We start from the raw sequence: 13,698 nt of genomic DNA on the forward strand, positions 1-13,698 counted from the left end.
GTTCCGGCCCGGAAACCGTGTGGCCGCACGACGTTTCGTCCGGTGATACTCGGGCCCGTGCCGGTCGCCACCCTCACCGCCGCCCAGTCCGCCGCGCTGCGCCACGTCCGTGACGTCGCGCTGCGCGACCGTCCCGCCGCGCTCGCCGTCGTCGCCCGCCACCTCGCCGCCTCCGGCGCCACCTACCGGTACGAGGAGGTCGTCGCCGCGGTCACCGGGTACGGCCGCCTGACGCTCAACTTCCACCCCGACCGGGTGCTGCGCGACGGCCGTACCGTGGCCGAGGCGCTGGACGAGGAGGGCGTCTACCGCAGTCAGTTCGAGACCGGCAGCTCCAACGGCGGCCTGACCGCGTACCCGGGTGGCGACCGGGACGTGTGGGAGCAGGCGATGTTCGGCGGCGCGTACCAGCGTCCCGGCGTGCTGCCCGCGCAGCGCCCGAAGTACGGTGGCCTGAACCTGCTCGACCACGCCGACGGCGCGTGCCCCCGGTTCGGTTCCTGCCACCTTCGGCTGCGCCCGGAGGTGCTGCCCCGGGCCACGTTCAGCTTCGGTGACAGCCACATCGAGCCCACCGAGTTCGGCACCGTCGACGTCTTCGAGCCGGTGTTCGCGGCGCTGCTCACCGCCACCGCCGGTACCGGCGTCGCCCTGGGCGTGTCCGGCATGGACACCGGCACCCTGTTGCGGACGCTGCTGCGCCGCCGGGAACGGGAGTCCGGGCGGGTCGGCCGGGCGCTCGACGACTACATCGAGGCGCAGGTGCACGGCGAGATCAGCCTGGCCCGCGACGTCGAGGCGCTGGTGGTCGACCCGTCGTTCCGGGGCACCGACGCCGGACGGCGCCTGGTGGGGATCGCCGCGCGGCACGGCCTGGCGCTGCGCTACCACCCGGGCTTCGTGCTGCCGGTCGACGCCGTGGACGCCGAGTTCCGCGGCCCGGACATCCCGCCGCTCGCCGCGCGCGTGCACGCCGAGTTCGCCCGCCCGGGGGAGCCGCTGCATGCGGCGCTCGTCGGCCGGGCCGCCGCGTCGGTGGTACGCGAGCCGCAGCGCTGGGCCGACCGGGGACCGGCCGCGGTGACGTTGCAGCACCTCAAGCAGCTCTGGCACGTGCTGGTCCGGTTCGGCGGTCCGGCCTGATCGTCCCGCTCTGCCTGCTGAACGGAGTGCTTGTCCGGAATCGCGGGTGACCTGGACCGCAGCCTCGGCCCTACCCGGCATTTCCGGAATGACCGACACGGCGGGCTCGTTGTGTCCCCCGTACCGCCGGAACCCAAACACCTACCCGGCGGTAGTCCCTCGAGGGGCGCTCACCCCGGAGCGCGTCGTAACGATCGAAAGGGCAACCATCGTGAAGCAGCACTTCACTCGATGGCTCCCCGCCATCGCGAAGACCGCCGTCGCGAAGACCGCCGCCGTCACCCGTAACCGCCGTGCCGCGCTGAGCGTGGCGGGCGTGGCAGTCCTGGGCGGCCTGGCCGTCGGCCCCGTCGCCGTGGCCGCGCCGGTGACCAGCGGGCCGCACGCCGGCGCCAAGGCCGCCATCGACCTGGCGACCGGAAAGAAGACCTCCACCGAGGCGGTCAAGCCCGGCCAGACCACCGGCCTGGACAAGCTGCCGACCCGGGCCGACCGGCCGGCCAAGGAGAAGCTCGTGCCGCACGGCGTCGAGGGTGCGCAGTCGCGCATCCCGCTCGACGACGCGCAGCTCGACAACGCCAAGGCCATCGTCGAGGCGGCCAAGGAGACCGGCGTGGGGGAGCGGGGCGCCGTGATCGGCGTCGCGACCTCGCTGCAGGAGTCGAAGCTGTACAACCTGGGTCACCTCGGCGCGTACAACGACCACGACTCGGAGGGGCTGTTCCAGCAGCGCCCGTCGTCCGGTTGGGGCACGTCCGAGCAGATCACCGACCCGGAGTACTCCAGCAAGGCGTTCTTCAACGCGCTGAAGAACGTCGGCGGCTGGCACGAGCTGCCGCTGACCACCGCCGCGCAGACGGTCCAGGTGTCCGCCTACCCCTACGCGTACGCGCAGTGGGAGGAGCAGGCCGCGGACATCGTCCAGCAGGTCTGGTAACCCGACACCCGTGACGAACGGCCGGCCCCGGAGGGGCCGGCCGTTCTCGCGCAGGTGCGGAGGGGTGCGGGATGGGCGTGATGTCCGGTTGCGCTGTGGTGGGCGGCACTCCGGGGGCGGAATCGGGGGCGGGTGGGGGGCGTTGTAACCCGGTGCGCGACCGGAGTGGCGGCGCTTGGCGCCCACCCCCGGCGGAACAACCCCGGGCCGTCGGTCGTTGCAGATGCACCCGGCACGCCCTCGCGCTGCCGGATCCCCGAGATCCCCTTGAGCGCCTGACGGTGCCCACGCGTCCGCCCCCGGATGCGTCGACCCCCGAACGGAGCCCACCATGAACACGATTCTGCGCAAGAGCATCCTCGGTATCGCCGGTCTCGCCTTCACCGGTGGCGTGTTCGCCGGTCCGGTCGCCGCCCACGCGGCCCAGACCGCCACGCCGGCCGCCGTCGCGGTCCAGGCCGCCAGCCCGCAGGGTACGCAGTCGCACGTGGACCTGAACGACGAGCAGCTCGCCAACGCCAAGGCCATCATCGCGGCCACGAAGAAGGCCGGCATGGCCGAGCGTGCCGCGGTCGTCTCGATCGCCACCGCGTTGCAGGAGTCGAAGCTGGAGAACCTGGGCCACCTGGGTGACCGCAACGACCACGACTCGCAGGGCCTGTTCCAGCAGCGGCCCTCCAGCGGCTGGGGCACGGTGGAGCAGATCACCGACCCCGAGTACTCGACGACGGCGTTCCTCAAGGGCCTCAAGCAGGTCGACGGCTGGCAGGACATGCCGCTGACCGAGGCCGCGCAGACCGTGCAGGTCAGCGCCTACCCCGACGCGTACGCGCAGTGGGAGAAGCAGGCCGCCGAGATCGTCGCCGAGCACTGGAACAAGTGAGACCCGTCGAGAGGCCGGTACCCGGATCGGGTGCCGGCCTTTCGTGTGCCCTCAGCCGCTGTGCGCGGCGAGCCACGACACCACCGGCTCGACCACCGACGGGTCCAGCGGCTGCTTCGCCTCGTCCCGGTACGCCCGCAGCGACGGCGGACCGGGCCGGCGGCGCAGCACGTGGGTGACGCCGGGCAGCACAGCGGTCTGCACCGGCCCGCCCGCGTGCGCGGCGATGACCGGCAGGTCGGCCGGGTCGGTCTGGAGGTCCTTGTCGCCGGTGAGCGCGAGGATCGGCGCGTCGACGCGGGCCAGGTCCGGCCGGGGGTCGTAGCGCAGGAACTCTCGGAACCAGCGGGCGTTGAGCCGCTGTCCGCCGACCCACGCCACGTCCTTGTCGGTGGCGAGGATCTTCTCGTGGTTGCGGGCCACCTTCGCCACGAGGTCGGTGCGGGTGAGCCGGAGCACGAGGCGTACCGGCGCGGGCAGGGTGGGCAGCAGCCGACCGGCCTGCCAGCGCAGCACCTCGGCGCCGGTGCGCCCGGGCGCGGAGAGCAGGACCAGGCCGGCCACCGGTACGCCGCGCGCGGCGAGCGCGACAGCGGTGAGCGCGCCCTCGCTGTGCCCGACCAGGAACATCCGCCCGGCGTCCACGGCCGGGTCGTCGCGCAGCGCCGCGAACACGGCGGCCGCGTCGTCGACGTTGTCGTGGAAGCCGGTACGCAGGAACTCGCCGCTGCTCTCGCCGACGCCCCGCCTGTCGTACCGGGCGGCAGCGATTCCGGCCCCGCTCAGCGCGGCGGCCAGGTGCCGCTGGATGCCCAGCGGCAGGCGGCGGTGGTCGCCGTCGCGGTTGATCGGCCCGGAGCCGGGCAGCAGCAGCGCCACCGGGTGCCCTCCGGCGCCGTCGGGCAGCGTGAGTGTGCCGGACAGCCGCTGCCCGGCCGAGTCGACGGCGAGCGGACGGTCGATCGTCACCGCAGCACCGCTGCGGCCAGGGCGTCGGCGTCGTCGGCGCCGATGAGCAGGGAGTCGTACGCCTGGCCGGTGAGGGTGATGCGGACGGCGGGCTGGCCGCCGCGGACGCTGACGAACTCCTTGCCGGCCTTGCCGCGCCAGGTGCCGACGTTGCGCGTGCGGGGCACGCCGAGTCCGGGCGCCCGGATGCCACGGGTGGCGCGGGCGCCGTCCGGTACGACGACGGCGCCGCTGACGGCGGAGCGGGGGAACGACAGGTCGCCGCGCAGGGCCCAGATCTTCTCGGCCGGGGTGAGCCGGACGTCGATGCGGTCGGGGGTGAGGTCGATGGTGGCCATCGGTGGACTCCTCGCTTCTGTTATCGTCAGTGAGAACATTACCGGGGGCGATAACAAAAAGGGAGCCGCTGTGGCACTCGACACCGTGGAACTGCTGATGCACCCGGTCCGGCTGCGCATCGTCCAGGCGTTCCTCGGCGGCCGCACGCTCACCACCACCGACCTGCGCGCCGAGCTGAGCGACGTGCCACCGGCCACCCTCTACCGGCAGGTCGCCACGCTCGCCGACCACGGCGTGCTGCACACGGTGGGGGAGCGGCGGGCCCGAGGCGCGACCGAGCGCAGCTACCGGCTTGTCGAGGCCGCCGCGTCGGTGGACCCGGACGAGGCCCGGGCCATGAGCCCGCAACGGCACCGGCAGGCATTCCTCACCTTCGTCGCGGGCCTGCTCGCCGACTTCGACGGCTACCTCGGCCGCGGCGACCCCGACCTGGCCCGCGACGTGGCCGGCTACCGGCAGAACGCGTTCCACGCCACCGACGCCGAGACCGCCGAGTTCGTCACCCGGTTCCGCGAACTGTTCGCCGAGTACGCGGCGCTGGGCCCCAGACCCGGCCGCACCCGGCGGCTGCTCACCACAGTGCTGCTGCCCGGCGCCGATCAGGAGCGGCCCGCCGACCGCCGGTGACCGAGCGCGACGTCCGCCACGGCGGCGCCGAGCGCCAGCACGATGATCCCGGCGGCGAGCAGCAGTGAGTGGCGGAACGCCGCACCCCAGTCGCCGCGGTCCTGCGCCAGCGTCGAGAAGAACAGCGCGCCCACCGCGGCGATGCCGGCGGCCGACCCGATGCGCTGCCCGGTCTGGAGCATCCCGGCGCCGCTGCCGGCCATCGGCACCGGCACCTCGGACAGCGTGAGCGTCTGGTTCGGCGCGATCACCAGACCGCTGCCCAGCCCGGCGACGAGCAACGGCAGCGCGGTGCGCAGCGGCACGTTGTCGTGCGGCCCGCCCGCCAGCACCAGGTCGGTCGCGATCAGCCCGGCCACCACCGCCAGCAGACCGATCGCGACGAGCGGACGGCCGTAGCGTGTGACCACCCGGCCGCCGAGCGCGGAGGCGAGCGCCGAACCGAGCGCGAACGGGGTGATCGCCAGACCGGCCACGAGCGCGCTGTAGCCGAGCCCCATCTGGAGATAGAGCGTGAAGATGAAGAAGATCGCGGTGAACCCGGCGAAGTAGATCAGGCCGATCAGCGAACCCAGCGTGTACGAGCGCACCGTGAACAGCCGCAGGTCGAACAACGGCTGGGCACGCCGGGCGTACCGGTGCTCCCAGAGCGCGAACCCGGCGAGCAGCAGCAGGCCGACGGGGATCAGCAGCCACTTGCCCGGGCCCCGCCACTGCTCCCGCTGCACCAGCGGCAGCAGGATCACCGTCACCCCGGCGCCGAGCAGCAGCACCCCGAGCGGATCGAGCCGGCCCCGTCCGGCGGGGTTCGTCGCCCGGGCCGGCATCAGCCGCCAGCCGAGCAGCATCGCCACGATCCCGACCGGGATGTTCACGAAGAACACCCACCGCCAGCCGTGCTCCGCGCCGCCGAGCTGGATGAGCAGGCCGCCGAGCAGCGGCCCCACGGCGGTGGAGATGCCGATCGTGGCGCCCAGCAGGCCGAACGCCCGGCCCCGGTCGGCACCCCGGAACAGCTCCTGGATCATGCCGCTGACCTGGGGGTTCACCACGCCGGCGGCGGCGCCCTGGACGAGCCGGGCGACGACCAGCCACTCCGGCGACCGGGCCAGCCCGGCCAGCGCGCTGGTCAGCGTGAACAGGCCGACGCCGACCACGAACGCGGTACGCCGCCCGCGCGCGTCGCCGAACCGCCCGGCCGGCACCAGCACCAGGCCGAACGTCAGCGCGTACCCGGACAGCACCCACTGCAGGTCGCTCGGCGTGGCCTGCAACGCCCGGTCGATCGACGGCACCGCGACGTTGACGATGCTGACGTCCAGCAGCGTCATGAACGCCGCGATCAGGCCGACGCTCAGCGCGCGCCAGCGACGCCGATCGTCGTACCCGGTGTCAGGCACCGCCGCCGCCGACCGGCCCTCGCTCATCGTGCCCCCCACTGACCGTCGATCACCCGACTCCGATCGCTACCCGGTGCCCGGTGGGGCAAACGACTCGATCACGCCATCTGGCGCGCGCACCACCGGGGTCCGAAGTCCAGGCCGGACATCGGGGAGTCCTCGCGGTGCAGCAGCCCCCGCTCGGTGAGCGAGTGCAGCGGCTCGCGCAGCTCCTCCTCGGTCATCCCGGTCTCCTGGGCGATCAGGTCCGGGTAGGGGACGTGCCCCTGCACCTCCAGCGCGGACACCGCCTGGTAGACCCGTTCCTCGACCGCAGACAGCTGGACCTGAGGCATCGCTTCCCTCCTCGGCGTGGACCGCCCGACCCGCGGACGGCCGGCGACCGGCGGTTACCCGGACGGGCCGCGATGATGCTCACCCGTTCGACTGTCGTACCGCGCGGCGCGGCACGGCGGTGCCCTAGGCTGCACCCGTGATCATGGATCTCGTCGTGGTCGGCGGCGGGCCCGCCGGACTCTCCGCCGCGCACGCCGCGGCCCGGGCCGGCGTCCGCACGCTCGTGGTGGAACGGGCCACCCACCCCCGGTACAAGACGTGCGGCGGCGGCCTGATCGGCACCTCGCTCGCCGAGGTAGCCGAGCGTGTCGAGGTGCCCGCCCACGACCGGGTCGACCGGATCACGTTCACCCGGGACGGGCGACGCGCGTTCACCCGCCGGCACCCCGCGCCGCTGGTCACCATGATCCGCCGGGAGGAGTTCGACGACCGGCTGCGCGCCGCCGCCGTCGCCGCCGGGGCGCAGATCCGCGAGGGCGTCGCGGTCCGCGCGATCGAGCAGGACCCCGACGAGGTACGCCTGCGCCTGGCCGGCGGTGAGACGGTACGCGCCCGTACCGTCATCGGCGCGGACGGCTCGTCCGGCGTGACGGCACGCCACGTCGGGGTGCGCTTCCGGCAGGTCGACCTCGGCCTGGAACTGGAACTGCCGGTGGACGCCGCCGAGCGGGACCGCTGGCGCGGCCGGGTGCTGCTCGACTGGGGGCCGCTGCCCGGCTCGTACGCGTGGGTGTTCCCCAAGGGCGACCGTCTCACAGTCGGCGTCATATCCGCCCGGGGCGACGGCGACCGGACCCGCGCCTACCTGCGCGACTTCACCGACCGGCTCGGCCTAGCCGGGGTGAGGCCGGAGCACGACTCCGGCCACCTGACCCGCTGCCGCACCGGGGACTCCCCGCTGCGGCACGGCCGGGTGCTGGTCGCCGGGGACGCCGCCGGGCTGCTGGAGCCGTGGAGCCGCGAGGGGATCAGCTACGCGCTGCGCTCGGGCCGGCTGGCCGGTGAGGCGGTGGCCGCCGGTGACCTCGACGCGTACGCCCGGGAGGTCGACCGGCGGCTGACGCCGGAGATGCGCGCCGGGCACCGGCTGCTGGAGGTGTTCGAGCGGCGGCCCGACGTGTTCCACGCGATGCTGGCGAGCCCACCCGGCTGGCGGATGTTCGTCCGGTTCTGCCAGGGGCGGGCGAGCTTCGCCGAGGTGCTCGACCGGCGGCCGGTGCGGGCCGGGCTGGCGCTGCTCGACCGCCTGCCACCGCTCAGGGGACGATGACCGCCCGCCCCCGCACCTCGCCCCGGCGCAGCGCCTCGTACGCCTGCGGCGCCTCCGCGAGGGGGAACGTGTGCACGTCGGCGTGCAGCCGGCCGTCGCGGGCCAGCTCGATCACCTCGTGCAGTTCGGATCGGGTGCCCCAGAACGGCACCACCACGCCGGTCTCCAGCGGCACCGGCGGCGGCTCGTCGGCGACCGGCCGCACCGGCAGCGTGCCGCCGGCCAGGCCCACCAGCAGGATCTGGCCGCCGGTGGCGACCACCTGCCGGGCGGTGTCCAGCGTGGGCTGCGCGCCGACGAAGTCGAGCACCACGTCCGCGCCGTCCGGCGCCGGCCCGACGAGTTCACGGATCCTGTCCACCGCGTCCGGGCCGGCCTGCACCGTGTGGTGGGCGCCCAGGCCGGCGGCCAGGTCCAGCGCGGCGGTGTTCGTGTCCACGGCGATGATCCGTACCGCGGTGGTGGCGAGCAGGATCTGCAACCCCATGTGGCCCAGGCCGCCGATGCCGATCACCACGCAGGACGTGCCCGGTCGCAGCCGGGGCCGCGCCAGGTCCACCGCGTGGTACGGGGTCAGCCCGGCGTCGGTCAGCGGCGCCGCCTGGGTCAGGTCCATGTCGCCGACCGGCAGCAGCCGGGACGCCGGCACCACCACGTACTCGGCCAGCCCGCCGTCGCGGCTGAGCCCGATCCCGCCGACCGGCGTGACCCGGCACCGGTTCTCCTCGCCTCGCAGGCAGGCCCGGCACCGGCCGCAGCCGATGATGCCGTAGACGGCGGCCCGGTCGCCGGGCGACCAGCCCTCCACCCCGGCGCCGACCGTGTCCACGGTGCCGGCGATCTCGTGCCCGAGCGTCATCGGGACCGGGAACACCCCGGCCGGCGCGTCGAGGATGTGCAGGTCGGAGTGGCAGGCGCCGACCGCGCCGACGCGCAGCAGCACCTCACCGGGGCCGGCGTCGGGCGTGGGCACCTCCGTGTGCTCCAGCACCCCGGGTGCGGTCATCCGTACTGCGCGCATGTCTCCTCCACCTCGTCGCCCACGGTCGTCGCGGCGGCATACCCCTGCCGTAGCGGTTGATGCGGAGACGGGACGGGTGAGCGCACAATGCGGTCATGAGCGAGCCGGCCGAGTCGTTCACCGACGAGGAGTACGCGTTCCTGCGGCACGTCCGCTTCGGCGAACTGCCCGCCCGGGTACGCCCGGATGACCTGACGGGGTCCGTGGAGACCGAGACCCCGCCGGACCGGCCGGACCCGGTCGGCGGGGAGTCGGAGTGGCACCTGCGCGCGGGCGGCTGACGGGGCCCGGGCAACCGCCCGGGCCCCGCCGCCTCACGGTCAGAAGACCGGCACGCCGTCGCGCACCAGCTTCCAGTTGGGTACGAAGAAGTCGGCCGGGTCGATGACGCCCTTGGCCTGCGCCCAGTCGATGAGCAGCTGGCGGATCTCCTGCTGGGCGTTGTAGACCTGGGTCTTCACGATGCCCGGGAAGTTGCCGCCGCCGCTGCGCCGGTAGTTGTTCACCGCCACCACGAACCGGGCGTCCGCCGCGACCGGCGTGTCGGTGCCGGCCAGCACCAGGCGGGTGATCCGCTGCCCGACCGGCTTGGCGATGTCGATGTCGTAGTCGACGCCGGAGAACACGTCGTAGTTGTAGTCCGGCACCGCCGGGTCGCTGATCGTCTCCGGGTTCACCGGCGCGCCCGCCGGCAGCGTGACGAAGTACTTCGCCGAGTACTCCAGGTACGCCTTCACCTCGGCGCCGGTCAGCACGACCGCCTCCAGCGTGTTGTCGTACACGTAGAGGCCCGCCACGTCGCGGATGCGCACGTCGCCCTGCGGGAACACCGCGGTACGGCTGAACGGCGCGGCGATGGACAGCACCGGCAGGCCCGCGTACTCGCCGCCCGCGAGGGCCGCGGTGACCACCTCGGTCTGGACGTGGTTGATGAAGTCGAGGATCGGGGTGTCCTTGTACCGCGACTCGGCTGCCGACAACTCCACGCTGGACTGCGCGACGACCCGGTTGACGTACTCGACGGTCTTGGTGTGCTGGCCGCGCACGGCCGCGAGCACCGCCGGGTCCTCGACCACGGTGTTGGTGTTGAGCGTGGTGGCCGACTTGGCGGTGACCGTCCAGCGGCCCTTCTCCCGGGTCAGCGTGAAGTCCATCCGGGTCAGCCGCTGTCCCCACTTCGACGGCTCCGAGGTGAGGACCCGCTCGCCGGTGGTGAGGTTGGTGACGAACTTCTCCGGCACCTCGTTGTGCGCGTGGCCGAACAGGATCGCGTCGATGCCGGGGACCTGCTCGGCGATCAGCGCGGTCGGGTTCTCGTTCGGCAGCTCCGGGCCGTAGCTGGAGGTGCCGCTGTCGCCGCCGTGCGCGGAGATGACGACCAGGTCGGCGCCGCGGCGGCGCATCTCCGGCACCCACTTCGCGGCGGTGGCGACCATGTCGGCGAAGACCAGGCGGCCCTCGACGTTGCCCTTGTCCCAGATGGCCACGCCGGGGTTGGTCAGGCCGAGGATGCCCACGCGCAGCTTCGGCGCGCCGTGCCCGCCGAGCCTGACCTCCTTGATCACGTACGGGAGGAACGCCGGCCTGCCGGTCTTCGCGTTGAGCGCGTTCGCGGCCAGGGCCGGGAAGCCGAGCTGCTCGATCCAGGTCGCCAGCAGCGGCAGGCCGTAGTTGAACTCGTGGTTGCCGAGCGTCACCGCGTCGTACTTGAGGATGTTCATGGCGCGGGCCATCGGGTGCGTCTCACCGGTGCTGGTGATCGGCTCCTGCTTGGCGTAGTACGTGGCGAGCGGCGTGCCCTGGATGGTGTCGCCGGCGTCCAGGACCAGCGTGGCCCTGCCCTTGCGCTCGGCGCGGATCTGGTTGACCAGGGTGGCGAGCTTCGCGACGCCGACGTCGTTGTGCTTGCTGTCGTCGAACTCGGCGTCCTTGTAGTAGTCCCAGTTGTAGACGTTGCCGTGGGTGTCCGACGTGCCGAGGATCGTCAGGTCCCAGGTCTTCGGCTGCTTCGGCTTCGCCTCGGCGGGCGCGCCGGCCAGCAGGGGAGCGGTCGCGGCGGCGGCCGCGACGGCCAGCACCTGGCGCCGGGAGGCGCCGGAGGAGGAAGTCATGAGGTGCCTTTCCAATGGGGGTACGCGCCTCGTGGGCGCCGTTGCGCACCATAACCACCACATGTCACCTGCGCCACACCGGCCCGAATCGTTTCCCTTCCGGTCACAGGCTGCTGTTTTCCCGCCGGTCACCGGGGTAGGGGCGCATCCATGAGCGAGGACCAGTTCACCCAGCAGCACCCGGCCGAGCAGTACGGACAGCGCGACGGCCAGCCGTCGCAACAGCAGACGCCGCCCGGCAACGAGCAGGAGATGGGGCCGAAGCCCGACCACGGCGAGGAGTCGTACCGGGGCAGTGACCGGCTCACCGGCAAGCGCGCGATCATCACCGGCGGTGACTCCGGCATCGGCCGGGCCGTGGCGATCGCCTTCGCCCGCGAGGGCGCCGACGTGCTCGTCACCTACCTCGCCGACGAGGAGGAGAAGGACGCCCGGGAGACGGTCGCCCTGATCGAGCAGGCCGGGCGCACCGGCGTCGCGGTCCGGTGCGACCTGCGCGAGGAGGCCAACTGCCGCGCCCTCGTCGACCAGGCCGTGCGCGACCTCAGCGGCGTCGACATCCTGGTCAACAACGCGGCGTACCAGATGTCGCAGGACAACGGCCTGCTCGACATCACCACCGAGCAGTTCGACCGGGTCTTCAAGACCAACGTGTACGCCATGTTCTGGCTCTGCAAGTTCGCGGTACCGCACATGGAGGAGGGCTCGACGATCATCAACACGTCGTCGATCCAGGCGTTCGACCCGTCGCCGCAGCTGCTCGACTACGCCACCACCAAGGCCGCCATCGCCAACTTCACCAAGGCGCTCGCGCAGAACCTGGCCGAGCGCGGCATCCGGGTCAACGCGGTCGCGCCCGGCCCGATCTGGACGCCGCTGATCCCGGCCACCATGCCGGACGAGAAGGTGAAGCAGTTCGGCACCGACACGCCGCTGGGCCGTCCCGGTCAGCCGGCCGAGCTGGCGCCCGCGTACGTCTACTTCGCGTCGCAGGAGTCCAGCTACGTCACCGGCGAGATCCTCGGCGTCACGGGTGGCCGCCCGACGAAGTGAGCCGCCGCCTGGTTCCGCTGCTCAGCGGGGCCAGGCGGCCATCCGGCGGCGGACCTCGGCGATGCGCGGCGCGTCCAGGCCGTAGCGGGTGAACCGCCGGTCGGCCAGCCCGTCCAGGTAGCGGCCCGCCGCGCGCACGTCCTCGTCGTCCAGCGCCGGATCGACCTGCCGGGCCAGCTCCAGCAGTTCCGCGACCGTGTACCGGTCCAGCGCGGCGGAGACGTCGATGTAGTCGCGTACCTCCCGCCGGTTCACCAGCGCGGCGGTCTTGTTGGCGATCAGGTCGCGCACGTCCATGACCGGGCCGAGGTCCATCACCACCGGGCTGCGGTGCCGGTCCAGGCGGGCCAGGCTCAGCCGGATCTGCCGGCCGTCCCGGCTCACCACGAAGTCCCGCAGATCCCGGTCGAAGCCGTCGAACACCTCGCCCAGGCCGCCCGGGTCCACCTCGGCCACCCGGTACCCGGCGCGCTCCAGCGCCGCGCGTACCCCGTCGGCGGCCGCCGCGGCGGCGCCCTCCACGTCGGCGAACAGGTCGACGTCCTCGGTGGGGCGGGTGACCAGGCCGTGGACGGCCCACGCCACGCCGCCGCCGAGCACGAAACGGTGCGGGCCGGCCGCGGCCAGCGCCACCCGGGCCACCTGCCGGTAGAAGTCGTGCGGATGGGTCACGCGGCGCGCAGGCTCCGGTGCCGGCCCTCCCAGGCCAGGCGTACGCCCCGGGGCAGGTTGAGCAGCGGCCACAACCGGCGCAACGTGCCCGCGTGGATCAGCTCGCGCAGATCCTCCACCCGGGTCGTCTCGCGCAGCACGTTCTCGTACATCCAGAGCATCTCGTCCGGGTCGCCCAGGTCGAACGCGCGTTCGCTGCTCCACATCAGGCGTACCGGCAGCTCGACGATGCCGGTGGTGGGACCGGTCAGCTCGTCCAGGGTGCGCGCCACCACGGCGGGTCGCCCGGGACGGGCGAGGTACGCGTGCGCGCTGACCGACATGGCATCAGGGTAACCCCAACCCGTTCCTTTCCCCGCGTCTCTTCCCGCGCAGCGCCCCCACGGCGCCCGCCCCGCGCGGCTCTCCGCCGGAGATCTTGGACGATTTCGGCCCCCATGAGGGCCGTTTCCTTCCAAGATCCCCGTGGTGGCCTGTGCGCCGGACCTGGTGAGGTTCGCCGGGGCGGGCTCGCGCCGACGTCCGCCTCGCGGCGATGCCCTCGGCAGGCGGATGGAGATCTTGGTACGTTCCCGCCCTTCCGGGGGCCGTTCCGTACCAAGATCTCTCGCGAAGGCTCTCCACCGACCGGCGACGTCCGCCCGGGGCCTGCGTTGCAGGCGGATCTGCCGTCGGGCGGCCCGACCTCCCAATCGATCATGAGGTTGACGGGGGTAAACCGGACATCATGTGCCGTCAACCTCATGATCGACGCGGCAGGGGCCGCCGGGCCTTGGCGGGCGCAGCGTGAGCGGGGCGGGAGCAGGCGGCAGGCGGTGGGACTGTGCGTCGGGCGGAGGGGGAGGGCTGGCGGGTCGGGGGCGGTGTCCAAGGCTGCGTCGGGTGTCCGGTTTCGGGGTGGTCGGGGACACCCGTGCGGCGGAATCGGCGGCGGGCT

15 protein-coding genes are annotated in these 13,698 nt (G+C 73.3%); 7 read left to right on the forward strand and 8 right to left on the reverse strand.

Translation table 11 applies throughout. The features are described 5' to 3' along the window. Positions 1-42 precede the first annotated feature (42 nt). The 3 genes from ACPCK6_RS23865 (at position 43) to ACPCK6_RS23875 (ending at position 2,963) form a co-directional block, all read left to right on the forward strand. A complete protein-coding gene (locus ACPCK6_RS23865; RefSeq protein ID WP_423482284.1) occupies positions 43-1,143 on the forward strand; it encodes a DUF3626 domain-containing protein in 1,101 nt (366 codons plus the stop codon). 211 nt (positions 1,144-1,354) lie between these two features. Next, complete coding sequence (locus tag ACPCK6_RS23870) at positions 1,355-2,080, forward strand: hypothetical protein (RefSeq protein WP_396884435.1); 726 nt, start codon at positions 1,355-1,357, stop codon at positions 2,078-2,080. A 331-nt stretch (positions 2,081-2,411) separates the two neighbouring features. Beyond that, positions 2,412-2,963, forward strand: coding sequence for a hypothetical protein (locus tag ACPCK6_RS23875; RefSeq protein WP_423482285.1), 552 nt, complete (start codon positions 2,412-2,414; stop codon positions 2,961-2,963). 51 nt (positions 2,964-3,014) lie between these two features. Here ACPCK6_RS23875 and ACPCK6_RS23880 read toward each other — a convergent pair whose 3' ends face one another. Next, a complete protein-coding gene (locus tag ACPCK6_RS23880) occupies positions 3,015-3,932 on the reverse strand; it encodes an alpha/beta hydrolase family protein (protein WP_423482286.1) in 918 nt (305 codons plus the stop codon). Beyond that, a complete protein-coding gene (locus ACPCK6_RS23885) occupies positions 3,929-4,270 on the reverse strand; it encodes a hypothetical protein (RefSeq protein WP_318333926.1) in 342 nt (113 codons plus the stop codon). The genes ACPCK6_RS23880 and ACPCK6_RS23885 overlap by 4 nt, the downstream gene beginning before the upstream one ends. 70 nt (positions 4,271-4,340) lie before the next feature. Between ACPCK6_RS23885 and ACPCK6_RS23890 the strand changes: the two genes are divergently transcribed. Continuing rightward, positions 4,341-4,898 carry a helix-turn-helix domain-containing protein gene (locus tag ACPCK6_RS23890; RefSeq protein WP_396884438.1) on the forward strand — a complete coding sequence of 186 codons (558 nt, stop codon included), beginning with the start codon at positions 4,341-4,343 and terminating at the stop codon, positions 4,896-4,898. Here the strand turns inward: ACPCK6_RS23890 and ACPCK6_RS23895 are convergent. Further along, positions 4,871-6,325, reverse strand: a complete 1,455-nt coding sequence (locus ACPCK6_RS23895; RefSeq protein WP_423482287.1) for an MFS transporter — start codon at positions 6,323-6,325, stop codon at positions 4,871-4,873. The two genes, ACPCK6_RS23890 and ACPCK6_RS23895, sit on opposite strands and share 28 nt — an antisense overlap. A gap of 71 nt (positions 6,326-6,396) precedes the next feature. Next, complete coding sequence (locus tag ACPCK6_RS23900; RefSeq protein ID WP_013286401.1) at positions 6,397-6,633, reverse strand: hypothetical protein; 237 nt, start codon at positions 6,631-6,633, stop codon at positions 6,397-6,399. A 143-nt stretch (positions 6,634-6,776) separates the two neighbouring features. Here ACPCK6_RS23900 and ACPCK6_RS23905 point away from each other — a divergent pair, with 143 nt between their 5' ends. After that, positions 6,777-7,904: a geranylgeranyl reductase family protein gene (locus tag ACPCK6_RS23905; RefSeq protein WP_423482291.1), complete on the forward strand. Its 1,128-nt coding sequence runs from the start codon at positions 6,777-6,779 to the stop codon at positions 7,902-7,904. On the opposite strand, the gene ACPCK6_RS23910 is transcribed toward ACPCK6_RS23905, so the two are convergent. Then, positions 7,891-8,925 (reverse strand): NAD(P)-dependent alcohol dehydrogenase, encoded by a 1,035-nt coding sequence (locus ACPCK6_RS23910; protein ID WP_423482288.1) that lies wholly within the window; start codon positions 8,923-8,925, stop codon positions 7,891-7,893. The two genes, ACPCK6_RS23905 and ACPCK6_RS23910, sit on opposite strands and share 14 nt — an antisense overlap. Before the next feature lie 95 nt (positions 8,926-9,020). Between ACPCK6_RS23910 and ACPCK6_RS23915 the strand changes: the two genes are divergently transcribed. Then, complete coding sequence (locus tag ACPCK6_RS23915; protein WP_318333922.1) at positions 9,021-9,206, forward strand: hypothetical protein; 186 nt, start codon at positions 9,021-9,023, stop codon at positions 9,204-9,206. 39 nt (positions 9,207-9,245) lie between these two features. Here the strand turns inward: ACPCK6_RS23915 and ACPCK6_RS23920 are convergent, their stop codons facing one another. Continuing rightward, positions 9,246-11,036 carry a bifunctional metallophosphatase/5'-nucleotidase gene (locus ACPCK6_RS23920; protein WP_423482289.1) on the reverse strand — a complete coding sequence of 597 codons (1,791 nt, stop codon included), beginning with the start codon at positions 11,034-11,036 and terminating at the stop codon, positions 9,246-9,248. A 150-nt stretch (positions 11,037-11,186) separates the two neighbouring features. On the opposite strand from ACPCK6_RS23920, the gene ACPCK6_RS23925 reads away from it, so the two are divergent. Beyond that, complete coding sequence (locus ACPCK6_RS23925) at positions 11,187-12,089, forward strand: SDR family oxidoreductase (RefSeq protein WP_396884442.1); 903 nt, start codon at positions 11,187-11,189, stop codon at positions 12,087-12,089. 21 nt (positions 12,090-12,110) lie between these two features. Here ACPCK6_RS23925 and ACPCK6_RS23930 read toward each other — a convergent pair whose 3' ends face one another. Then, the gene (locus tag ACPCK6_RS23930) at positions 12,111-12,761 is read right to left on the reverse strand and encodes a nucleotidyl transferase AbiEii/AbiGii toxin family protein (RefSeq protein WP_071094961.1); all 651 of its coding nucleotides are present in this window, start codon (positions 12,759-12,761) and stop codon (positions 12,111-12,113) included. Further along, entirely contained in the window at positions 12,758-13,084 is a 327-nt protein-coding gene (locus ACPCK6_RS23935; protein WP_423482290.1) for a hypothetical protein, read from the reverse strand. Before ACPCK6_RS23935 ends, ACPCK6_RS23930 begins: the two co-directional genes overlap by 4 nt. Between the last annotated feature and the right edge of the window lie 614 nt (positions 13,085-13,698).

Origin of the sequence: Micromonospora sp. AB353 (assembly GCF_049538395.1) — a bacterium.
Taxonomy (GTDB): domain Bacteria; phylum Actinomycetota; class Actinomycetes; order Mycobacteriales; family Micromonosporaceae; genus Micromonospora; species Micromonospora aurantiaca.